We start from the raw sequence: 21,739 nt of genomic DNA, 5'->3' as shown, positions 1-21,739 counted from the left end.
TGTCGCACACGCTGGTCCGGCACCGCACATGGTGTGGTGGCAGGCCGCTAGCCCGCAGCCACCTCGCGCGTCCGGGTTTCACTCATTTACCCGATCACCTCCCTTCGACGTAAGGCCCACCCTAAGAAGCTGCCCAGGCGGGATCAACTGTTTTTTGGGGGCGCTGACGGAACGGCTTTTGGCCGGAGGCGGTAGCCGTACCCGTCGGCCCGCTGGAGCAGCCGCGGATTCCGGTGAGAGACGTTGATCCGGCCGACCGAGGTGGTGAGGCGGTGCCGGCCCCTGGCTGCCACACCTGGGGAATGCGGTTGACGCGCGATGTCCGTGGCGATTCGCTGCTCGCATGACCGATCTTCGTATCGAGGCCGTCGACAGCGATCTCCGGCTCGAACACTGGCGCCACGTCCACAACGTGATCGTCCCGCCCGCTGCCATGTCGCCGGACGACGCCCGGCGGCGGAGCGCCCGGTACCGGCTGGAGAACGCGTACCTGGGGGACGTTCTCGTCGGCTGCTCGACCGTCCGGCCGCCGGAGGGCGAGGACGCCGTGGCCACGGTCATCGCGCGCGTGCTGCCCGAGTACCGGCGGCGCGGCTTCGGTACGGCCCTGTACGAGAACGGCATCGCCCACGCGCGCGTGCTCGGCGCGAAGGCGGTCGAGACGTGTGTGCTCGCCGTGAACGAGGACGGGCTGAGGTTCGCCCGGAAACACGGGTTCGTGGAGGCCGACCGGTACGTGCTGGACGGGGAGAGCGACGAATGGGTCGATCTGCGTCTGGACCCGGGCCCGGGCAGCGGGCATTGATTGCTGCAATCTGAGGGAACAGGATGTGGGCTGAGTCACGTTCCAGTTGAATGAAGGCCACTAGCGAACCGAGCGCCGTACGTGCGCCGACGCAGCCTGCAGGGGGTCCAGGTGAGTGCTTCCCGGCGGAGTGGGACCACCGACGAGCTGGGGCCGGACGAGCCCGAGCCGGACGGTCCGCACAGCCCTGACGGTCCGGAGGAGTCCGGCGGCTCCGATCTGCTCGCCGCGCTGCTGGACGGCATGGACGCCGCGCTGTGCGCCTTCGACGCGGACGGCGTCGTCACGCACTGGAACCGCGAGGCCGAGCGGATCCTCGGCTGGACCGCTGCCGAGGCGGTGGGGCGGCACGGGTTCGCCGGGTGGGCGGTGCGCAGTGCCGACGCCGAGGACGTCCAGGAGCGCCTGATGTCGGTCATGCACGCGCCCGGCCGGCAGGTGCACGAGTTCGCCCTCGTCACGAAGGACGGCGGCCGGGTCCTCGTACGGACCCAGTCCGCCGCCGTGCGCGGGCCCGAGGGGAAGTCGGCGGGTGTGTACTGCGCGTTCAGCGAGGTGCACGCGCAGATCGATCTGGAGCGGTCCATCGCGCTGAGCGAGGCGCTGTTCGAGAACGCGTCCTGGGGCGTGGTGCTGGTCGACGCCGATCTGCGGCCCGCCGTCGTCAACGCGCATGCGGCGCGGGCCCTGGGCATCGGGCGTACGTCCGCGCTCGGCCGGCCGCTCGGCGAGCTGCTGGCGCAGGGCGTGGAGGAGCTGGAGAGCGCGCTCACCCACGTCCTGGCCGAGGGCGCTCCGCCGGCGCCCGCCGAGATGTGGGTGTCCGTGCGCTCGCCCGAGGGCGAGAAGCGGCGCTGCTGGCGCAGCGGGTTCGTGCGGCTGGCCTCGCCGCTCGCCGAGGAGCCCGTACCGCTCGGGGTCGGCTGGCTGTTCCAGGACGTCACCGAGGGCAAGCAGGGCGAGCAGGAGGCGGCCCTGCTGCGCTTCCGCACCAACCAGCTGCACCGCGCGGCCCGTGCCGCCGCCGAGTGCGAGGATCCGGCGGAGGCGGTCACCGTTCACCTGGACTTCGCCCTCGCGGGCTTCGCCGACCACGCCCTGCTCGACCGGCTGGCCGTCGCGCCGCGCGCGGAGGGCGACGAGACGGTCCCGGTACGGCTGGTCCGGTTCGCGGCCACGCCCGCCGGGGCGCCCGGGCCGAGTGCGCTCACGGGCGCGGCCGGGCTGCCCGTGCGCTACGAGGAGGGGCACCCGGCGCTGAACTGTGTGGAGCGGGCCGGCACCGTGCGCGCGGACGCCGGGTCGGTCCCGGCCGAGCAGGCGCGCGAGTGGGCGCTGGCCCGGCAGTGGCCCGGTGACACCGTGCACGCCCTGTGCTCCGTGCTGCGCAGCCGCGGCCGGACGCTGGGCGTGGTCACCTTCCTGCGCGGGGCCGGCCGCAGTCGCTTCGAGCGTGCGGACGCGGTCTATGCGGAGGACGTGGCCGTACGGATGGCGGCGGCGCTGGATCTGGCCGAGGCGGTGCGGGAGAAGCCGGAGGAGTGAGGCCGGGGCGGTGGGACCGGAGGGGGGAGACCGGAGGTTCGAGCCCGGACAGGTCAGGCCGGAGGTTCGAGCCCGGACAGGTGAGGCCGCGGGGGGAAGCCGGGGGAGCGGCGGGCGGTGCCGGCTCAGTGCTGGTAGAAGATCCGGTCCCCGTACTGCTCCATGACCTGCCGGTTCCAGGCGTGGCCGCCGTCGACGTTGCCGGAGCGCAGCAGTGGAGGCTCGATGCCGCGGTCGGCCAGCGCGGCGGCCGCGGTGGCCACGACGGCCTGCATCAGGGCGCTGGTGACCACCGTGGAGGCGGGGGCGAAGGGGGCCGGGATGGTGTCGAGGGTGAGTTCCGCGTCGCCGACGGCGATCTTCGAGTCGAGGACGATGTCGCAGTGGTCCTTCAGGAAGGTGCCCGAGGGGTTCCGGGGCGTGGTCTGCGAGGCGTAGGCCACCGAGGTCACGCCGATGACCTTCACGCCGAGGGCGCGGGCGCTCCGGGCCATTTCCACGGGCAGGGCGTTGCGGCCGGACAGGGAGACGATCACGAGCGCGTCGCCGGCGCGGACGGGCGAGGTGTCCAGGACGGCGCTCGCGAGTCCGTCGACGCGTTCCAGGGCGGAGCCGAGGGTGGCCGGGGTGACGTCGACGCCGACGACCCCGGGAACGGCGAGCAGGTTCATCAGGGCGAGGCCGCCGGCCCGGTAGACGACGTCCTGGGCGGCCAGCGAGGAGTGTCCGGCGCCGAAGGCGAACAGGCGGCCACCGGCCGCCACGGTGTCGGCGAGCAGGGTGCCGGCCGCGGTGATCGCCTCGGCTTCCTCCTCCCGGACCCGTTGCAGCAGGCCGATGGCGGCGTCGAAGAACAGGTCGGCAGGCGTGCCGTCGCTCATGCGGTGCCCCTTCGCAGCGTCTGTGTCGCGGATCACCCTGCGGTCTGGACCAATGCGGTGTCAATACGGCCGTGGGTCCGTCGGCGTGCCGCGGAGCGGGCTGCGCCCCCGGGTCACCGGGCCGTGCACCTGCGGGACGGCGCCCGTCTGCCCCGCCGTTTGCACAGTGGCCCCCGCATGTCAGTGGGATCCGGCAGAATTGGTGATAGGGCCAGCGCACGCGCCGGGCTTCCGGCAGAGGTAATCGAGGGGCACGTATGTCCGGACTGATCGACACCACGGAGATGTATCTCCGCACCATCCTCGAACTGGAAGAGGAAGGCGTCGTCCCCATGCGCGCCCGCATCGCGGAGCGGCTGGACCAGAGCGGGCCGACGGTGAGCCAGACGGTGGCGCGGATGGAGCGCGACGGCCTGGTGTCCGTGGCCAGCGACCGTCACCTGGAGCTGACCGACGAGGGCCGCAGGCTGGCCACGCGTGTGATGCGCAAGCACCGCCTCGCGGAGTGTCTGCTGGTCGACGTGATCGGCCTGGAGTGGGAGCAGGTGCACGCCGAGGCCTGCCGCTGGGAGCACGTGATGAGCGAGGCCGTGGAGCGGCGCGTGCTGGAGTTGCTGCGCCACCCGACCGAGTCGCCCTACGGCAACCCGATCCCGGGCCTGGAGGAGCTGGGCGAGAAGGACGGCGCCGACCCGTTCCTGGACGAGGGCATGGTGTCGCTGGCCGACCTGGACGCGGGCACGGACGGGAAGACGGTCGTGGTCCGTCGTATCGGCGAGCCGATCCAGACGGACGCGCAGCTCATGTACACGCTGCGGCGGGCGGGCGTGCAGCCCGGCTCGGTGGTCAGTGTGACGGAGTCGGCCGGCGGGGTGCTGGTGGGCAGCGGCGGCGAGGCGGCCGAGCTGGAGGCGGACGTCGCCTCGCACGTGTTCGTCGCCAAGCGCTGAGCGTGAGAGGGCCCCGGCGCCTTCTGGCGCCGGGGCCTGTCCTCCCCTGTGCTGACCCGGAGCCCCGAGCTCTCAGGGTCATCCCCCTCGGACCGTTTTTCCCCGAGCGGTCCGCCTCCCGCCAGAAAGATCCCCTCGGCGGCGGCGATCATTCCTTGAGGGGTGTCACTCAAATGAGGGGTGTTGTCCGCAGAGGCAGCATCTTCGAATGGGCATTCGATAGTCTGCGGCGACAGTACGCCGACGGCAACGGCGCTCACAGCGCATACGGTGCGTACGACGACAACTACGGCAGTACAGCGGTACGAGGCAGGCGGAGCTGGGGGGTGCCAGGCCGATGGCACGGCGTATCGATGTGACGGGAGCGGGCGGGGTGCGCCTGGCCGCATGGGAGTTCGCGGACCCTCCCAAACCGGAGACGGAGCCCGGAGCTCCGGGCGTGCTGTTACTCCACGGTCTGATGGGCCGCGCCTCGCACTGGGCGTCCACCGCCCGCTGGCTCGCCGAGCGCCGGCGCGCCGTCGCGCTCGACCAGCGAGGCCACGGCCGGAGCGACAAGCGGCCCCAGGCCGCGTACACCCGCGAGGCCTACGTCGAGGACGCCGAGGCCGCCCTGGAACAGCTGGCCCTCGCCCCCGCCGTCCTCATCGGCCACGCCATGGGCGCCCTGACCGCCTGGCAGCTCGCCGCGAAACGCCCCGACCTGGTGCGCGGCCTGGTCATCTGCGACATGCGGGCCTCCGCGCTCGGGGCGGCCTCGCAGCGCGAGTGGGCCGCCTGGTTCCGGGCCTGGCCCGTCCCCTTCGCCACGCTCGCCGACGTCCGCAAGTGGTTCGGCGAGGACGATCCCTGGGTGGAGCGGCCGAACCCTGCCCGCGGCGCTTTCTACGCCGAGGTCATGCACGAGTCCGCCGACGGCTGGCGCCCCGTCTTCGAGCCGGAGCAGATGCTCACGACCCGGGAGAGCTGGGTGTACGACGCGCACTGGGAGGAGCTGGCTCAGGTGCGGTGCCCTGCCCTGGTCGTTCGTGGTCTCGACGGCGAGCTGGGGCGGGCCGAGGCGCAGGAGATGGTCCGGGTGCTGCCTCTCGGCGAGTATGCCGAGGTGGCCGAGGCGGGGCACCTGGTGCACTACGACCAGCCGGGGGCCTGGCGGGGGGCTGTCGAGCCGTTTCTCGACGCGGTGCACGGGGTTTGAGCCGCTTCTCGGGTGGGTGGCCCTGGAGCGTCGGCGGGCGCGGGTGCTCTGTGGTTCGTCGCGCAGTTCCCCGCGCCCCTGAGATGCTGCAGAAGCCCTGCGTCGAACAGTGCCGTCAGCCCTTGCTCACGGCCGTGAGGATTTCCGGCAGGCGGGCCGCCGTGCGCGGTGCCGCGAGCCTCAGGCCCAGGTACGTGATCGTCGCCCCGTACCCCACCCCCGCAGGCAGCAGCACCCAGCTCCAAGCATCGCCGTCCGCGCTGACGTTCAGCCAGATGGTCGCGACGATGACGGGGGAGCAGAGCAGGGCGGCGGAGATCATGCCGCCGAAGATGGAGATCCAGGCGAGGCCGGCCTGACCGGGGGCCACGTTCTTGTGGCCCTCCTGCGGGATGGAGTACGGGAAGCCGGCCGAGGCCCAGGCGCCGGTGGCCAGCATCGCCCCGAGCAGGGCGAACGACAGCCCGAGTACCTCCGGCAGCCGGTCCCAGTCGCCGAGCAGCGCGGTCGTCAGGACGGTCACGAGCGCGGAGTAGGGCAGGGTGATCACCAGCAGGGCCAGCGCCCGCCCGCGCAGCTCGGTGTATGCGTCCCGGGGCGAGGAGATGGTCAGGGCCACCATCCAGAAGGCGGAGGTGTCCTGCCCGAACTGGTTGTACATCTGGATGCCGAGCATTCCGGCGGCGAAGCACGCGAAGTAGGGGGTCCCGGTGCCCTGCACCGCGTTGTACACCGGCACGATCAGACCGATGGCCAGCGAGGTCACCCATGCGGCCTTGGTCTTCGGGTCGCGCCAGATGTAGCGCAGGGTGCGTTCCATGACCGTACCCGTGCGCCCGTCCGGCAGCAGCCGGCCGAGCCCGGCCGAGGAGCGGTCCCGGCCCCCGCTGTCGGCGGCCTGGAGGGTGGACGCGTCGGGCGAGGTCATCAACCGGGTCAGATTCCGCGCCCATACGACGAGGAGTCCCGCCAGCGCGGCCACAGACATGGCGAGTTGACCGACGGCGGTGCCGTACGACCCCTCGCTCGCCGCCCGTACCGCCCCCACCGCCGACGCGGGCGGTACCCAGGACAGCACGTCCGCGACCGGTTGCAGCCGCCCCAGGCCCCCCGAACCCAGCTGGCCCGCACCGAAGTTGACCAGCTGCATCCCGAGGGCGACGAACAGCCCGCTCAGGACGGCCAGATCACGTCCCTTCCTGCTGGTGAGCAGCCGCACGTTGGCGGCGGCGACGGCCCGCGCGAGCGCCACGCAGACCAGCAGCGCGAGGGCGACGGCGACGACGGAGAAGGCGTACCCCGCAGCCGACTGCGCCACCGACAGTGCACAGCCCGCCAGCACCAGCAGCGTGTACAGCGGTCCGATGCCGACCAGCGAGGCGGCCAGCAGCGCCCGGACCAGCGGACGGGGCTGCAGCGGCAGCAGCACCAGCCGGGTCGGGTCCAGCGTCTCGTCCCCGCTCGGGAAGAACAGCGGCATCACCGCCCAGCCCAGCGCCAGCACGGCCGTACCCGGCACGGCGACGGCCTCGGCGTGCGCATGCCCGCGCAGCGCCACGAGGCCCAGCAGCTGGAGCAGCGCGACCAGCAGCGCGACGACGGCCGAGGCGAGGAACGCGGCCCGCCGGCCGGCCGACTGCCTCAGCCCGCCCCGCAGCAGGGACAGCTTCAGCCGTACGACGGTGGAGGTCAGGCTCGTCATCGGGCCGCTCCGCCGCCCAGCCAGTCCAGATCGGACCCGGCGTCCCGGCCGCGGGCCCCCACCAGCTCCAGGAACGCGTCCTGCAGTGTGGCATGCTCCCCGCGCACCTCGGCCAGGCTCCCGGTGGACCGGATGCGTCCCGCCGCCATGACGGCCACCCAGTCGCACAGGGACTCGACCAGCTCCATCACGTGCGAGGAGAACACGACGGTGGCGCCGGAGGCGGTGTACCGCTCCAGCACCCCCCGGATCGTCTGCGCGGACACCGGGTCGACGCCCTCGAACGGCTCGTCCAGGAACAGCACTTCGGGATTGTGGAGGAGAGCGGCCGCGAGCCCGATCTTCTTGCGCATGCCGGTCGAGTAGTCCACGACCAGTTTGTGCTGCGAACCGGAGAGGTCGAGCACGTCCAGCAGCTGCGTGGCCCGCTTGTCGACCTCGGCACCGGGCAGGCCGCGCAGCCGTCCCGAGTACCCCAGCAGCTCCCGCCCCGACAGCCGCTCGAACAGCCGCAGCCCCTCGGGCAGCACCCCGATCCGGGCCTTCACGGCCACCGGATCCCGCCACACGTCATGACCGACGATCTCGACGGTTCCCTGATCGGGCCGGAGCAACCCGGTCACCATGGACAGCGTGGTGGTCTTACCGGCCCCGTTCGGCCCGACCAGCCCGACGAACTTCCCCGCGGGCAGATCTAGGTCGATTCCGCCCACGGCCACCTGTTGCCCGAATTGTTTCCAGAGTCCCTGTATGCGAACTGCTGCCTCGGTCATGCGTGCACCCTACGACCACTGCAGCGCGCCAAGGGGCGCGGGACTGTGCTGACATGCGCTCCGCCGCGTGGGCGCGACAAGCCAACGGCCAACCCGCAGCCGCCGGATCACCGCAACCAGGCAGACGCGAGGGCGAAACGGCTACCGATCCCGACCGCACGCATAAGCCAGCGGCGAGATCAACTCCTCCGCATCCGGCAGCCACCGATTCGCCGCGGTCGGCCGGCAGGCCCACTGCACGGCACCACGCGATCCGAACCGGGTGGGAGGAGCGGCCACGTAACCGCCCTCCCCCAACGGCACAAGGTCCAGCGAGGACAGCGACCACCCCAGCTTCCGCACCAGGTCCGGGACCTTCGCAGAGGCGCCCGGCAGCACGAAGAACTGCATCCGCCGGTCGGGAGTGAGCGTCACCGGTCCCAGGGTCAGCTCCATCCGCTCCATCCGGGCGAGCGCCAGGAACCCGGCGCTCTCCGGGACGGACAGCGCGTCGAACGTACGCCCCGTCGGCAGCAGGATCGACGCCGTCGGCTGCCTCTGCCACATCCGGCGCGCCACGGTCGCGCTGCCGGTCGCCTGCGTCGTCCAGTCGGGGCGCGTGGGGTGCGCACCCGGCGCGGGGCAGGAGGCGTCGCCGCACGAGCAGCGCTGCACCCCGTCGACGGCTTCCAGCCAGCTGCCCGGGAACACGTCCCAGTGCCGCTCCTCGGCGTAGCGTACGGCGGTTTCCAGCAGCGATTCCCCGCGCTGCTGCGGAATCTGAGCGGCTTCGGTGCCGGCGATCGTCTCTTCCACGCTCAACTCAACTCCCGCACCCACCTGTAGTTACGGCTGGAGCGTGCGCGGGGGAGGAGCATTGATTCCGCAAGTGGGGCGCATGGGTGCACACGCGGGGGCGCGCGGGAGGAACCAGGTCGTGGCCCGGGTAGCCAGGGAGGGGGATGGCGTCAGCCTTTACCCCGGCAAACCGCACATGTCACGCATTGACGGTATGTCAGCTGGGCAGTGATCTTCGCGACCGGATTCTTCCGGCCGGATGTTCACGCTCCAGGGGTTCGCAGGGGGTAGCACATGGCCGCAAGGCCTCTCGTGGCGAGGCAGCCGAACGAACGGCTGCAGGCACTCATCCAGGAAGCGGGGTGCTCGAACGCCGGGCTGGCCCGGCGGGTCAACATGTGCGGCGCCGAGCACGGTCTCGACCTGCGCTACGACAAGACGTCCGTGGCCCGCTGGCTGCGCGGCCAGCAGCCGCGGGGCCGCGCCCCGGCGATCATCGCCGAGGCGCTCGGGCGCAAGCTCGGCCGTACGGTCACGATCGACGAGATCGGCATGGCCAACGGCAAGAACCTCGCCTCGGGGGTCGGCCTCCAGTTCTCGCCGACGGTACTGGGGGCCATCGAGCAGGTCTGCGAGCTGTGGCGCAGCGACGTGGGGCGGCGGGACTTCCTGTCCGGCTCGTCCGTCGCCGCCTCCGCGCTGGTCGAGCCCAGCCGCGACTGGCTGATCTCGGCGCCGGACTCCCAGGTGGCCCGGCAGGCGGGCCCACGCGTGGGCCAGTCCGACGTGGCGGCCGTGCGGTCCATGACCCAGGCGCTGGTGGACCTCGACCACCAGTTCGGCAGCGGGCATGTGCGCCCGGTCGTCGTGCACTACCTCAACAGCGTCGTCTCCGGGCTGCTCGCGGGGTCGTACCGGGAGGCGGTCGGCCGGGACCTCTTCGCGACCGTGGCCCGTCTGACCGAGCTGGCCGGGTACATGGCGGTGGACACCGGGCAACCGGGCCTGGCCCAGCGCTACTACATCCAGTCCCTGCGTCTCGCGCAGGCCGCGGGCGACCGCGGCTACGGCGGGTACATCCTCGCCGCGTCCATGAGCCACCTGGCCGCGCAGCTCGGCAACCCGCGCGAGATCGCCCAGCTGGCGCGTGCCGCACAGGAGGGCGCACGCGGGCGGGTGACCCCGCGCGCGGAGGCGATGTTCCACGCGGCCGAGGCGCGCGGGCACGCCCTGCTCGGCGACGTCCGTGCCGCACAGGACGCCTCCGGGCGGGCGATCGCGGCCATGGAACAGGCGGACGCGGCCTCCGGGGACGACCCGGTGTGGATCGCGCACTTCGACGAGGCCTATCTGGCGGACGAGCTGGCGCACTGCCACCGGGACCTGGGCCAGGCCGAGGCGTCGGCGCGGTACGCCGAGCAGTCACTGGCCGGGCACCCGAAGTCCCGGGCCCGGCGACGGGCCATCGATTATGTGCTGCTCGCCACAGCCCAGGTGCAGCAGCGCGAGATCGAACAGGCCTGCAGTACCGGTCTGAAGGCCGTGGAGCTGCTGGAGACGCTCCGCTCCAACCGGGGCGCCGAGTATCTGGAGGACCTCCAGCAGCGCCTGGAGCCCTTCCGGGACGAAGCGGTCGTGCGCGAGTTCGGGGCCCGTCTCGATCTCCAGCAGGCCGCCTGAACACCAGCCCCGCGGATGCGTGAACGGACGGGAAACGGCACCCGGACGTGCGACGGATGCCATGAACAGCGCACCGCGGGGCGGTTTTGTTACCGCCGTCACAGGGAACAAGATCGCGCCCCTGACTGCGTGGCACCTGGCTCGGGGGACCCGGTAGCGTGAGCCGACGATTCCGAAGGTCCCCCATTCGTAGGAGTCCCGGTGACGCAGAGTCGACAGGGCGAGGAGCCCTCGGCGCGGCCCGCGCGCGAAGGCATCGTGCTGCCCTCCGACGGAGGCGAGCCGCTGGTGCCGGGCCTGACGGGCCCGGACCCCGTCGGGCCGGCCGGCGGCCAGGCCTGGGGCGGCCCGTGGGGCCCCGGCCAGCAGCAGGCGCCCCAGCCCGGCCAGGGCTGGCCCGCGGCCCCCGGCCAGCAGTGGGGCACCGCGGACCAGCAGCTCCCGTCCGGCAACGGCCCCGGCCCGCTGCCCCCGGAGGCCGCACCGGCTCCGGCGTACGGCGGGCAGGCGTACGGCTCCGCCGGCGGCCAGGAACCGGCGTACGGCGCGGCCGGCCAGGAACCGGCGTACGGATCGGGCGGCCAGAACCCGGCCCACGGCCCCGGCGGCCGGCAGCCCCAGTACGGCGGCGGCCAGTCCGGGTACGGCTACCCCGCCGTCTACCAGCAGCAGCCCCCGGCGCCGTCCGCCCAGGGCGCGCCCCTGCCGCCGGCCGCGCCGGACGCGTACCCGGCGCAGGGCCTGCCGCAGGGTGCCTCGCTGCCCCCGGCCGACGAGGGCGCGACCCAGTACCTGCCGCCGGTTCCCGCCGCTTCGGCGCCGGCTCCCGCAGCCGCACCCATACCCGGCGCCGTACCCGCCCCGATGGCCGCGCAGGCGCCGGCTCCCGCGGACGAGGGCGCGACGCAGTACCTGCCGCCCGTCCCGGCGGCCCCCGCCGACGAGGGCGCCACGCAGTACATCCCGCCGGTGGCCGGTGCGCTGCCGCCCGAGTCCGCCGGTGAGGAGACGCGGTACCTGGGGCGCGCGCAGCAGCCGGCCGCCCCGGCCGCCCACTCCGACGCGGAGGCCACGCAGTACATACCGCCGTACACCGGCCAGGCGCAGGGCGGGGACCGGCAGCCTCTCGCCGAGTTCGACAACCTGTTCCGCAGCGGTCCCGGCGCCGGCGAGAGCCCGGCCGGGGCCACGCAGCAGATGCCGCGCATCCAGCAGCCGAACGCCTACCCGGGACCGTCCCAGCCGTCGTACAGCCCGCCGATGGACGAGTACGAGGACGAGGGCCGTCGTGGCGGCCGCCGCTCCCGCGTGCCGCTCATCGCGGCCGCAGGCGTCGGCATCGTCGTCCTCGGGGTCGGCGCCGGTGCGATGCTCAGCGGCGGTGGGGACAAGGGCAACGACAACAAGACCGTCGCCGCCACCGGCCCGGCCACCCAGGACTCCGCCTCGGCCGCCGCCGACCCGGCCAAGCAGCAGGCGGTCGCCCTGGACAAGCTGCTCGCCGACAGCGGCAGCAGCCGTGCCTCGGTGATCCAGGCGGTGGCGAACGTCAAGCGGTGCGACAACCTGGGACAGTCCGCCTCCGACCTGCGCGACGCGGCCAAGCAGCGAGGCGGCCTGGTCACCCGGCTCGGCAAGCTGTCCGTCGACAAGCTGCCGGGCAACGCCGAGCTGACCGCGGCCCTCAACCGGGCCTGGCAGGCGTCCGCAGCCGCCGACAACCACTACGCGGCCTGGGCCGACCAGGTGGACGGCGGCCGGAAGGGCTGCCACAAGGGCCAGGCCCGCATCACCCCGCAGACCCAGGCCGGCAACCGGGAGAGCGGCACTGCCAGCCAGCAGAAGGTGAAGGCGGCCGCGCTGTGGAACGCCATCGCGCAGAAGTACGGCCTGACCCAGCGCCAGCCGACCCAGCTGTGAGGACGGCCGCGGGGGCGGCGCGGAGCGTGGACCGGGTCAGTTGAGGTCCACGTTCTCCAGCGTGCTCGTCATGTCGGTGATTCCGTCGATGCCCGAGCCCGCCGTCCTCTTCGCGGCGACCAGCCGGCCGTCCTGCACCACCTGAAGGGTCACGTCGGCGTTGACCAGCCGTGGGAAGCCGACCCCGGCGAGCTTGCCCTCGTAGGGCCAGCGCAGCTTCGGGGTCAGGCCGCCCGTGGACACCTCCAGCCCGTCGTCGAGGGCGTGCCGCACGGTGTCGGCGCTCACCTCGCCGTTGCCGATCTTCTCCAGGGCGGCCTTGAGCACGGTGTAGGCGATCCAGGTGGTCTGCACTCCGGCGTCCGCGGGGTCGATGCGGTTGTCGCCGAAGGCCTCCTCGCTGATCACCTTCTTCATCGCGTCCCAGCGCGCGTCCGACGCCACCGGGTACCAGCTGGTGATGTACGCCCCTTCGTACGGCCCCGACGCCCCGCCCGTCGCGTTGATCACGGTCTGGTCGACGCTGCCCAGCACGGTCGCCGTCCGCACCGCGGCGTAGTCCTCACGGTTGCGCCGGAAGGAGTCCATGAAGGTGTCGGTGCGGTCGCCGAGCGCAGGCACCACGCACCCCTTTCTGGTCACGTCCTTGGTCGCGGACCGCAGCGCCTGATCGGCCTGCTCGCTGTACTCCGTGGCGTCCTCGGCGGCGAGCTGGTCGGTGGCCGCGGCATGCCGGCCCGCCTTCAGGCCCGAGTCGAGCAGCACCGGCAGCTGGTCCCCGGCGATGCTGTCGGGGCGGACCAGGGAGACCGGGCCGCAGGTGCCGGCCAGGGCCCTGCCGAGGCCGGCCAGGAGGGCGGGCTGGCCCCCGTTGACCGGGTACGACATCGGGCCGGTGAACTCCTCGTTGGTGACGCCGTAGCCGCCGATGTAGGGGATGCCGGAGCTCTCCAGCGGGGCGAGGAAGGAGTCGCCGTACTGGCTGTAGGAGCCGACGACCGCGACCACGTCCTCGGCCGCCGCCCATCGGGCGCACTTCGCGGCGCCCACGCTGTCGTTGTGGTCGTTGCAGGTCAGGACCTTGATCTGGCGGCCGTTGATCCCACCGTGGGCGTTGATCCACTTGCCGTAGGCGCGGGCCATCGCGGGCATGCCGGGTTTGTTGGTCGCGTCCGTGTTCTCGGGTGCCCAGGTCATGACCTTGATCGGGCCATCCCCGGAGCCCCCCGTGGCACCGGGGATGGCCCCGCATCCGGCGGTGAGCGACGCACAGGCGGCCAGGGCACCCGCGGACAGGGCGGTGGCTCTGACGGGCCGGGAGAGGAAAGGAGGGAAGGTGCTGCGGATGCGTCGCCTGCCGGTCATGTATCCGCACGATTCCGTCACACCACTAACCCGGGAGTGACCCTCGGTCAACAAAAGGTGACACCGAGGTGAATTACGGGGGCCCGTGGGACTCCTGTGGCGAGGAACGTACGATCGACGACTGTGCAAGGTTCGGAGAACTCTTCCCGTCGCGGCCGTCGCTCCTCCACCATGGGCGGCATGCCACTGAACGACATGCCGTGGTGGCGCTGGCGCAGCAATGTGCGCTCCGCGCTGCACATGCTCTCCGATCAGGCGTTCCAGCGGGACGTCTGGCTGGCCGGCGTCGACGGATACGGCGACGTCACCGACGCGGTGTACCGGCTGGTGGAGGACACCTGGCTGGACAACTGGTCCGCCGAGAAGTACGTCGGCACGATATTCCGCGATTCGCAGGAGGCGGCGCTCGTCGACACGGCCGTCCTGCGGGTGCTGCGGATCATGCACCAGGTCGGCCCGGACGCGCCGGTCGCCGCCTACGTCGACCACCATGGGTGGCCGGAGGCGGTGCGGGCGGCCCGGGACGCCCATGTGCGCATGTCGGCGAGTGACGGGGACGACCCCGACACGCCGCCGAAGAGCCTCGAGGTGCTGCGGATCGTCACCCGGTCCGCATAGCCGGTCCGCACAGGCGGTCCGCCCAGCGGACGTCCGCCCTTGGGGCGGTACGGGCATGAGACCCTGTGGTGCATGAACGAGCAGCCCAGCCGAGCCGCGGCCCCCGCCGATCAGTACGTTCTCACCCTCTCCTGCCCGGACAAGCAGGGCATCGTGCACGCCGTGTCGAGCTACCTGTTCATGACCGGCTGCAACATCGAGGACAGCCAGCAGTTCGGCGACCACGACACGGGTCTGTTCTTCATGCGCGTCCACTTCTCGGCGGAGGCGCCGGTGACGGTGGACAAGCTGCGGGCGAGCTTCACGGCGATCGGTGACTCCTTCCACATGGACTGGCAGATCAACCGGGCCGACGAGAAGATGCGCATCGTGCTGATGGTCAGCAAGTTCGGCCACTGCCTCAACGACCTGCTGTTCCGTGCGCGGATCGGCGCGCTGCCCGTGGAGATCGCGGCCGTGGTGTCGAACCACACCGAATACGCCGAGCTGGTGGGCTCGTACAACATTCCCTTCCGCCATATTCCGGTGACGAAGGAGAACAAGCCGCAGGCCGAGGCGGAGCTTCTGGATCTGGTCCGCGAGGAGGACGTCGAACTGGTCGTCCTCGCCCGCTACATGCAGGTCCTCTCGGACGACCTGTGCAAGCAGCTCAGCGGCCGGATCATCAACATCCACCACTCCTTCCTGCCGAGCTTCAAGGGTGCGAAGCCGTACCACCAGGCGCACGCGAGGGGCGTCAAGCTGATCGGTGCGACGGCGCACTACGTCACCGCGGATCTCGACGAGGGGCCGATCATCGAGCAGGAGGTCGAGCGGGTCGGCCACGACGTGACCCCCGATCAGCTGGTCGCCATCGGCCGTGATGTGGAGTGTCAGGCGCTGGCGCGGGCGGTGAAGTGGCACGCGGAGCGGAGGATTCTGCTGAACGGCCGCCGGACGGTGGTGTTCGCCTGAGGGTGCCCGCGTTGTCCGCGTGCGGGTGCTTTGCCTTGTTCGCCCAAGGAGCGGGGGCTTTCGTCCCACGCGACTGCGGCTGCGCGGGGGTTGCTCGCGCAGTTCCCCGCGCCCCTTCGGGGCGCTCATGGCTGCGAGCCGTCTCCCGGCTGCGCGTGCGTGGGGGGCCTGTCGCGCAGTTCCCCGCGCCCCTTCGGGGTGCTCGTGGCCGAGAGTGGGGGAGGGTGGGCGCGGGCGGCACACCGCAAGCGCGGGCACGTGACCGCACCCCCTGCCCGGCCTCGGCGCCGGGCAAGGTGAGCAGGCGACCTCACATGCGGCTCAGCCCGGCTGCGGCGAACAGCACATCCCTGATCGCCTCCCGATCCCCCGCCTGCCCCGCCGCAGCCTCCTCCGGCGACACATGGCCGGCGGCCAGCTTGCAGAACTCCACCCCGTCCAGCGCGACATGGGCCACCTCGAACTCGGCGGAACCCACCGCCGCGGGCGAGTCCAGCGGGATCAGCCACTCCCCGCCGGCCGCACCCTCGATCTCCAGCCGCAGGCTCCGCCCCGGCGTCCCCGCCGGTACGAGATGCGGGGTCCGCCCGGGCGCGGACAGCCCCGCCCGCCGTCGCTCGGCGAGCGCCGCCGGCAGCATCCGGGCCGCCAGGTCGATCATCTTGTTCAGATGGCGCGGCGCGGGCGGGTCGTACGGATAGTCGACCGCCACGGCGATGTCCTCCGCGTGCACCCAGCACTCGAAGGCGCGGTCCAGCATCGCGTCGTGCAACGGCAGGTCGAAGTCGCCGTACGGCACCGTGAGCCCACCGGCGCTGCTGCCCGTGAAGGACACCGTCCGCACGAGGCTGTGGCTCTGCTCCCGCCACGGCGCCCGCACGGAGCGGGTGGGCGGGAAGTGCGACGCCCGCCAGAGTGCCTCGGTACGTGCGGCCGGTCCCGCCGTCTCCCGCCCTCCCGTGCCGCCCTCGTCGACGACCTCGGCCAGCGGATCGTCCAGGCCGACGGCCGCCGCGACCAGTCCGTCCACCGACAGCAGATGCGCGATCACCCCGGCCACGGTGGTACGACGGCTCGTCGCCGCGTCGTCCTCGAACCACCGCAGCCGCACGGGCGCGTGCCACTCGGCGTCCCCGAAGTCCTGCAGCAGCGCGTCCAGCCGCGCGGTCTCGGCGTCGTACGGAGCCGCCCACCCGGGCACCGGAATGCGCGGCGGGCGGCGGGTGAGGCAGCTCTCCAGGACCCGGGTGCGCAGCGCAGGGTCCAGGTCGAGGCTCTCGGGCTGGTGCAGCAGACCGACCGCCTCGCGCAGCCGCCGCGCCTCGTCCGCGCAGGATCCGCAGGCGCCGAGGTGCTCCTCGACGGCCGCAGTCTCCGCCGCCGAGCAGGCGGCCAGGGCCCAGGCGCCGAGGAGCGACTTCAGGACGTCGTGCGGCAGGTCGAGCGGCGCGGGCGCGAGGCCGCCGGACTCGGCGAGGTCGGGCAGGGGTTGCCCGCCGTCCTCGACGGAGGCGCGGGGCAGCGGTATGCGGGGCGGCCCGTCCGGACCGGGTCCGCTGGCCCCCGACGGCACGTCACCGGAACCGGCACCGCTGCTGTCGTGCGCCTCGAACTCTCCCGCCCCGCTCACACCGCACTCCCGTATTCCGGCGGCGTCCGGGCGTCATGGGCGGTGGACAGCAACTGCAGGCCGAGGCGGAGCCGGCGGCGGGCCTCGTCCTCGGTGACGCCGAGGTCGGCGGCGGTCTGTCGGTAGTCGCGGCGCTGGAAGTAGGCCAGTTCCAGGGCGGCGCGCAGCGGGGCCGGCATGGAGTGCACGATGTAGTCCGCGCGGGCGGCGACCGAGGCGCGGCGCAGCTTGCTCTCCAGCTCCTCCGTGGAGCCGCTCTCGCCCTGCGGGAGCGCGGCGGTCTCGGTGGCGCGCAGCCGCTGCACCGCCAGCCGGTGGGTCACGGTGGCGACCCAGGAGCGCAGGGGGCCCTGCTTGGGGTCGTAGGTGTCGGGGTGTTCCCAGACGTGGGCGAAGACCTCGCGGGTGACGCCGTCGGCGGCGCGCTCGTCGCCGAGGACGCGGTGGGCGAGGCTGTGCACGAGCGAGGCGAACCGGTCGTACAGTTCGCCGAGCGCGGCTGCTTCCCCGCGTGCGAGCCGCTGCTGCATCTTGCGGTCCCAGCGGGGCGGGACGTCCTTCTGCGCCATGCGGCCCCTCCCCTCGCCCTCGTCCGGCCCGTTCAGCGTGTCTGCACCGTCATCCCGAATGTAGTCGGCACCTCTGACAGCGCACGCCCCTTTGTGCCAATGTGCGCCCCCCGAGGCGCCGCAGGTGATAGTGCCTTCTTCGCGCATTCTTCACTCAATGAGTGTCCATCTCCGATCGAACAGGATCGATAGTGACTGAAACAAGCCCCTTGTTGATCGTGCACCGTTTGGTCGGCGAAGTTTCAGGGAACGGCCGCTGGGCAGCCGCGCGGAAAGAAACGTAGGAACTGCTTCCGTTTCCGGGCGGTTCCGGGAGATCCGGCGAGCGGAGGGGCGTGGCCGTGGCATTCAAGGTGACCGGCGTCGAGCGGGGCGAGTGGGCCGTGCTCCGCGTGTCCGGGGAGTTGGATCTGATGACCTCGCCGGTGCTGCGCCAGCGGGTGCACGACGTGGTCGCCGAGGGCCACCACAGTCTGATACTCGACCTCTCCGAGGTCTTCTTCTGCGACTCCAGCGGGGTCGGCGTCCTCGTCGCCGCACGCAGGCTGATCCGCTCCTGCCAGGGCCGGCTGCGGCTGATCCTGCCGGACCGGGGTGCGGACGACGGTTCGCACGTCAACCGGGTCCTCGGGGCACTCGGCGTCCGCCGCCTCTTCGACGTCCGCCCCGACGTCGACTCCGCGGCCTCCGACGAGGCGGGCCCCCTCTCCGCCTAGGGCGGGCCCCCTCTTGACCCGGGCGGGCCCGGTCCGCCGGACGGGCCGTAGCACTGTCCCGGCCGCCGCTACAGGGTTGTCGCAGAATTCCCCCGGTCTTGGCACAACCGCCGCTTTCCCGCCGCGTGGCCGTCATGGCCGACGTACGCTCCACCCCGGACCAACCCTCACGTCAACGTAAGGCGGCCTGAACAGACATGGTCAGCACCGAGTACGAGCGCAGGATCGCCGCCCGGTTCGCCACCTTCGACCAGGACGGCAACGGCTGGATCGACCGCGAGGACTTCAGCGCGGCGGCCAAGGCCCTGCTCGCCGAGTTCGCCGTCCCGGCCCGGTCCGACAAGGGCCAGGCGCTGTACGCCGGTGCGGAGGCGTTCTGGCAGGGCATGGCGGGCATCGCGGACCGGGACGGCGACCAGCGCATCACCCGAGAGGAGTTCGTCACCGGCGCGGTCAAGCGCCTGCGCGACAACCCCGGGCGCTTCGCCGAGATCGCCCGCCCCTTCCTCCATGCGGCCCTCGCCGTGGCCGACCCGGACGGCGACGGCCGTGCCACCGTCCCCGACACCGTCCGCGTCCTGTGCGTCTTCCACGTCCCCGAGGAGATCGCCCAGGTCACCGCCGTCGCCCTCGACACGGACGGCGACGGGACGGTCGGAGAGGCGGAGGTCATTCCGGCGTTCGCGCGGTACTTCACGGTGCCCGAGTAGGCGCACCCTCGGGGCGCAGCCCGGCCGTGCGTGTGCACGACGCGGGGCATCCGACGGCGCCGACCGGTCGGATCCGCTCGCGCCGGGCCCAACTTGTCCAGACACCTTTTCTCCATGGAGTGATCGACCGATGTTCCCGCGGCCGTACCGGTGAGTACCTGAAGCCGAGATGTCATGTACGCGCACCGCCAGCCAAGCACGGGTCGGGGACGACCCCACTTCCACCTGGAGAGCGCATGGTCTCGCGTCGTACTGCTGCCGCCCTCACCTCCGCAGCGGCGGCCGCGCTGCTCGGCCTCGGCAGTTACACGGCCCCCGCCGCGACCGCGGCCACCGGCACCGACCTTTCGGTGTTCGCCTGGAACGTCGATCTCGGCACACCGATCGTCGACAGCACCCAGAACGAGAAGGCGGCCCAGCGCACCCCGGTCATCGAGTCGATCGTCCGCAGGCACAGCGCCGACGTGGTCGTGCTGGACGAGGACTTCAACAACACCTCGACCGCCGACATCACCGCCAAGCTCGCCGACCTGTACCCCTACCACACGCCGGTGGTCGGCCAGAGCTGCTCCGGCGGTGGCTGGACGGGCATCAGCGGTGACTGCTCCAACTCGTGGTTCGTCATCAACGGCGGCACGATGATCCTGTCCAAGTACCCGATCACCGCCCAGTACGCCCACATCTTCAGCAACTCCACCTACGGCACCTGGGACTACCACGCCAACAAGGGCGCGGCGCTGGTGCAGATCGACAAGGGCGGCGTGAAGAGCTGGGTCGTCGGCACCCACCTGCAGGCCGACGAGTCCGGCACCTCCACCGACACCACGCAGTCCACCCGGCTCGCCCAGCTCGGCGAGATCCGCACCTGGGTGGACGGCATCGCCGGCTCCAGCGGTCCGGTGCTGATCGGCGGAGACCTGAACGTGGAGTACTACGGCGGCCGTTCGCGCGGCGACTACGCCAACGCCCAGAGCGCGGCGAACGGCGTGCTCGGCACCCCGGCCGCCGACCCGGGCCAGACCCTGCGGACCATGGACTGCCCGGTCTCCGCCTGGTGCCAGTACATGTCCGGCGTCGAGACCTTCCCGAAGGACTACCGGGACGACCTCGACTACATCGGCCATCTGAACGCCCCGGGCCGCCCGGTGCCGGCGGCGGTGTCCGCCGTCAAGGCGGACTTCGACCCCCAGCCCGGCTGGACCAGCGGACAGATCGACACCAACGCGCCCAGCGACCACTACCCGGTCGAGGCGACGTTCCGGCTGAACTGACGCGGGTGCGCAGCAGCCGGTGAGGAACCCGCCCCCGGGTCAAGGACCTGGGGGCATCTCCCCGGGCGGGGTCAGGAGAACCGCTCCCGCAGCTTGTACTTGAGCACCTTGCGCAGGGTGTCGTTCCGCGGCAGGGCGTCCACCACCTCCAGCCGCTCGGGCAGTTTGTGGACCGACAGCCCCTTGGCCCGCAGATGGGAGACGGCCTCCGCAAGCGTCAACTCGGCGGCGCCCGGCCGCCGTTCGACCACCGCGCAGACCAGCTCCCCGCGCTCCGCGTCCGGCAGTCCGATCACCGCCGCATCCCCCACCGCCGGATGCGCGGCGAGCAGGTCCTCGATCTCCTTCGCCGAGATGTTCTCGCCCTTGCGGATGATCACGTCCTTCAGCCGGCCGGTGAGCACGAGGTGCCCGGAGCCGGTCAGACGGCCGAGGTCGCCGGTGCGCAGAAAGCCCTCCTCGTCGAAGGCCGCGGCCGTCTGGGCGGGGTCCAGATAGCCCCGGCAGACCGCCTCGCCGCGCAGCCGCACCTCGCCGTCCACGACCCGTATCTCCATCCCCTCCGGCGGGCGTCCCTCGGTCGTCGCGAGGTTCTCGGGCGTGTCCTCGGGGTCCCCCATGGTGATCATCGGCACCTCGGTCATGCCGTAGCCGTGGGTGAGCTGCACGCCCATCTCGCGGACGACCGCGTGGTAGACCTCGGGGGGCTTGGGGGCCCCGCCGCCCGCGAGCAGCCGCAGGGAGGGGATGACCTTCTCCCCGGGCCGCCTCCGCTGCTCGGCCAGGAACATCGAGTAGAACGCCGTCGAGCCGCCGGCCACCGTCACCCCGTGCCGCCGGTACCCCGCCAGTGCGTCCGGCAGTGCGAACTGCTCGAACATCACCGCGGGGAAGCCGTAGAGAAGGAGCATGACCGTGTAGTCGGGGCCCGCGATGTGCGCGTACGGGAAGGCCATCGAGCCCACGTCGTCCGGCGTGAGGCGCAGCGCGTGCGCGAGGCAGGAGCCGCCCGCGATCAGCGAGCGGTCGGTGTGCAGGACTCCCTTGGGGTCGGAGGTGGTCCCCGAGGTCCAGTAGATCCAGCGGACCGATGTGCCGTCCGCCGGGGGAGCGGGAAGGACGGACGGATCGCCGTCGGGGAGGGTGTCGTACGCCTCGAACACGCCCTTCGCGCCGAGCCGCCGGGCCATCTCCGTGTGGTCGTGGCCGCGCCAGACGCCCGGCACGGCGAAGAACTCGGCCCTGGACTCGCGCAGTGCGAAGCCGACCTCCCGGTCCCGGTAGAACGGGATGACCGGGGACTGCACGGCGCCGATCCGGGCCAGCGCGAAGGACAGCAGGGCCGTTTCGATGCGGGTGGGCAGCTGCCAGGCGACCACCGTGCCGGGGCGCACGCCCATGCCGTAGAGGCCAGCGGCGACCCGCTCGGCGCGCTCGCGCAGCTCGCCGAAGGTCAGCCGGCGGTCGTCCTGCAGGAGGACGGGGTGCTCCGGGGTGAGGCGGGCCCGGCGGTCCACCAGCTCCCACAGGGTGCGCGCGGCGCTCAGGGCATGTGCGGTGTCGTTCACGTCGACCCCCTGGACAGCTGACGGTGCGTCAGATCGTGGGCAGAGCGTAGGGCCGTGCGCCTTGTCGGTCCAGGGGTGCGGGGCTAGCCTGCTGGAAACGGTAAATC

The 21,739-nt window shown here is 72.3% G+C and carries 19 protein-coding genes; 11 read left to right on the top strand and 8 right to left on the bottom strand.

The genetic code is table 11. The annotated features are described in order from the left end of the window. Positions 1-343 precede the first annotated feature (343 nt). The gene (locus tag AB0H32_RS06695) at positions 344-805 is read left to right on the top strand and encodes a GNAT family N-acetyltransferase (protein ID WP_361115283.1); all 462 of its coding nucleotides are present in this window, start codon (positions 344-346) and stop codon (positions 803-805) included. A gap of 111 nt (positions 806-916) precedes the next feature. Next, positions 917-2,350 (top strand): PAS domain-containing protein, encoded by a 1,434-nt coding sequence (locus AB0H32_RS06690; protein WP_361115280.1) that lies wholly within the window; start codon positions 917-919, stop codon positions 2,348-2,350. A 125-nt stretch (positions 2,351-2,475) separates the two neighbouring features. On the opposite strand, the gene AB0H32_RS06685 is transcribed toward AB0H32_RS06690, so the two are convergent. Beyond that, the gene (locus AB0H32_RS06685) at positions 2,476-3,231 is read right to left on the bottom strand and encodes an SIS domain-containing protein (RefSeq protein WP_361115277.1); all 756 of its coding nucleotides are present in this window, start codon (positions 3,229-3,231) and stop codon (positions 2,476-2,478) included. Between the two features lie 257 nt (positions 3,232-3,488). Between AB0H32_RS06685 and AB0H32_RS06680 the strand changes: the two genes are divergently transcribed. Beyond that, positions 3,489-4,181, top strand: a complete 693-nt coding sequence (locus AB0H32_RS06680; RefSeq protein ID WP_020940714.1) for a metal-dependent transcriptional regulator — start codon at positions 3,489-3,491, stop codon at positions 4,179-4,181. Between the two features lie 337 nt (positions 4,182-4,518). Further along, positions 4,519-5,379 carry an alpha/beta hydrolase gene (locus AB0H32_RS06675; RefSeq protein WP_361115274.1) on the top strand — a complete coding sequence of 287 codons (861 nt, stop codon included), beginning with the start codon at positions 4,519-4,521 and terminating at the stop codon, positions 5,377-5,379. A gap of 115 nt (positions 5,380-5,494) precedes the next feature. Here the strand turns inward: AB0H32_RS06675 and AB0H32_RS06670 are convergent, their stop codons facing one another. From AB0H32_RS06670 to AB0H32_RS06660, 3 genes are all read right to left on the bottom strand, one after another. Beyond that, positions 5,495-7,081: a transporter gene (locus AB0H32_RS06670; protein ID WP_361115271.1), complete on the bottom strand. Its 1,587-nt coding sequence runs from the start codon at positions 7,079-7,081 to the stop codon at positions 5,495-5,497. After that, the gene (locus AB0H32_RS06665) at positions 7,078-7,854 is read right to left on the bottom strand and encodes an ABC transporter ATP-binding protein (RefSeq protein WP_361115268.1); all 777 of its coding nucleotides are present in this window, start codon (positions 7,852-7,854) and stop codon (positions 7,078-7,080) included. Before AB0H32_RS06665 ends, AB0H32_RS06670 begins: the two co-directional genes overlap by 4 nt. A gap of 141 nt (positions 7,855-7,995) precedes the next feature. Continuing rightward, positions 7,996-8,649, bottom strand: coding sequence for a bifunctional DNA primase/polymerase (locus tag AB0H32_RS06660; RefSeq protein WP_361115366.1), 654 nt, complete (start codon positions 8,647-8,649; stop codon positions 7,996-7,998). A gap of 276 nt (positions 8,650-8,925) precedes the next feature. Here AB0H32_RS06660 and AB0H32_RS06655 point away from each other — a divergent pair, with 276 nt between their 5' ends. Together AB0H32_RS06655 and AB0H32_RS06650 are read left to right on the top strand one after the other, a co-directional pair. Next, positions 8,926-10,311, top strand: a complete 1,386-nt coding sequence (locus AB0H32_RS06655; protein ID WP_361115265.1) for a transcriptional regulator — start codon at positions 8,926-8,928, stop codon at positions 10,309-10,311. A 201-nt stretch (positions 10,312-10,512) separates the two neighbouring features. Continuing rightward, positions 10,513-12,231 (top strand): hypothetical protein, encoded by a 1,719-nt coding sequence (locus AB0H32_RS06650; RefSeq protein ID WP_361115263.1) that lies wholly within the window; start codon positions 10,513-10,515, stop codon positions 12,229-12,231. A 36-nt stretch (positions 12,232-12,267) separates the two neighbouring features. On the opposite strand, the gene AB0H32_RS06645 is transcribed toward AB0H32_RS06650, so the two are convergent. Then, on the bottom strand, positions 12,268-13,596 hold the full coding sequence (locus AB0H32_RS06645; RefSeq protein WP_361115260.1) for an ABC transporter substrate-binding protein: 1,329 nt from the start codon (positions 13,594-13,596) through the stop codon (positions 12,268-12,270). Positions 13,597-13,767: 171 nt separating this feature from the next. Between AB0H32_RS06645 and AB0H32_RS06640 the strand changes: the two genes are divergently transcribed. Both AB0H32_RS06640 and purU read left to right on the top strand, forming a co-directional pair. Next, entirely contained in the window at positions 13,768-14,214 is a 447-nt protein-coding gene (locus AB0H32_RS06640) for a hypothetical protein (RefSeq protein ID WP_361115256.1), read from the top strand. Positions 14,215-14,286: 72 nt separating this feature from the next. Continuing rightward, positions 14,287-15,168 (top strand): formyltetrahydrofolate deformylase, encoded by an 882-nt coding sequence (purU, locus tag AB0H32_RS06635; protein ID WP_361115253.1) that lies wholly within the window; start codon positions 14,287-14,289, stop codon positions 15,166-15,168. A gap of 310 nt (positions 15,169-15,478) precedes the next feature. Here purU and AB0H32_RS06630 read toward each other — a convergent pair whose 3' ends face one another. Both AB0H32_RS06630 and AB0H32_RS06625 read right to left on the bottom strand, forming a co-directional pair. Continuing rightward, positions 15,479-16,741 carry a maleylpyruvate isomerase N-terminal domain-containing protein gene (locus AB0H32_RS06630; protein WP_361115363.1) on the bottom strand — a complete coding sequence of 421 codons (1,263 nt, stop codon included), beginning with the start codon at positions 16,739-16,741 and terminating at the stop codon, positions 15,479-15,481. 53 nt (positions 16,742-16,794) lie between these two features. Further along, a complete protein-coding gene (locus AB0H32_RS06625; protein ID WP_361115250.1) occupies positions 16,795-17,367 on the bottom strand; it encodes a sigma-70 family RNA polymerase sigma factor in 573 nt (190 codons plus the stop codon). 335 nt (positions 17,368-17,702) lie between these two features. Between AB0H32_RS06625 and AB0H32_RS06620 the strand changes: the two genes are divergently transcribed. The 3 genes from AB0H32_RS06620 (at position 17,703) to AB0H32_RS06610 (ending at position 20,064) form a co-directional block, all read left to right on the top strand. After that, positions 17,703-18,083: an STAS domain-containing protein gene (locus AB0H32_RS06620; protein WP_361115247.1), complete on the top strand. Its 381-nt coding sequence runs from the start codon at positions 17,703-17,705 to the stop codon at positions 18,081-18,083. 197 nt (positions 18,084-18,280) lie between these two features. After that, the gene (locus AB0H32_RS06615; protein ID WP_361115244.1) at positions 18,281-18,793 is read left to right on the top strand and encodes an EF-hand domain-containing protein; all 513 of its coding nucleotides are present in this window, start codon (positions 18,281-18,283) and stop codon (positions 18,791-18,793) included. A 236-nt stretch (positions 18,794-19,029) separates the two neighbouring features. Beyond that, positions 19,030-20,064, top strand: coding sequence for a sphingomyelin phosphodiesterase (locus AB0H32_RS06610; RefSeq protein ID WP_361115241.1), 1,035 nt, complete (start codon positions 19,030-19,032; stop codon positions 20,062-20,064). A gap of 71 nt (positions 20,065-20,135) precedes the next feature. On the opposite strand, the gene AB0H32_RS06605 is transcribed toward AB0H32_RS06610, so the two are convergent. Further along, a complete protein-coding gene (locus AB0H32_RS06605; RefSeq protein ID WP_361115238.1) occupies positions 20,136-21,632 on the bottom strand; it encodes an AMP-binding protein in 1,497 nt (498 codons plus the stop codon). Between the last annotated feature and the right edge of the window lie 107 nt (positions 21,633-21,739).

It is taken from the genome of Streptomyces sp. NPDC020362 (assembly GCF_040642095.1).
Taxonomy (GTDB): domain Bacteria; phylum Actinomycetota; class Actinomycetes; order Streptomycetales; family Streptomycetaceae; genus Streptomyces.
The sequence above is the reverse complement of the archived record's forward strand: the minus strand, read 5'-3'. Positions and strand labels throughout refer to the sequence as shown.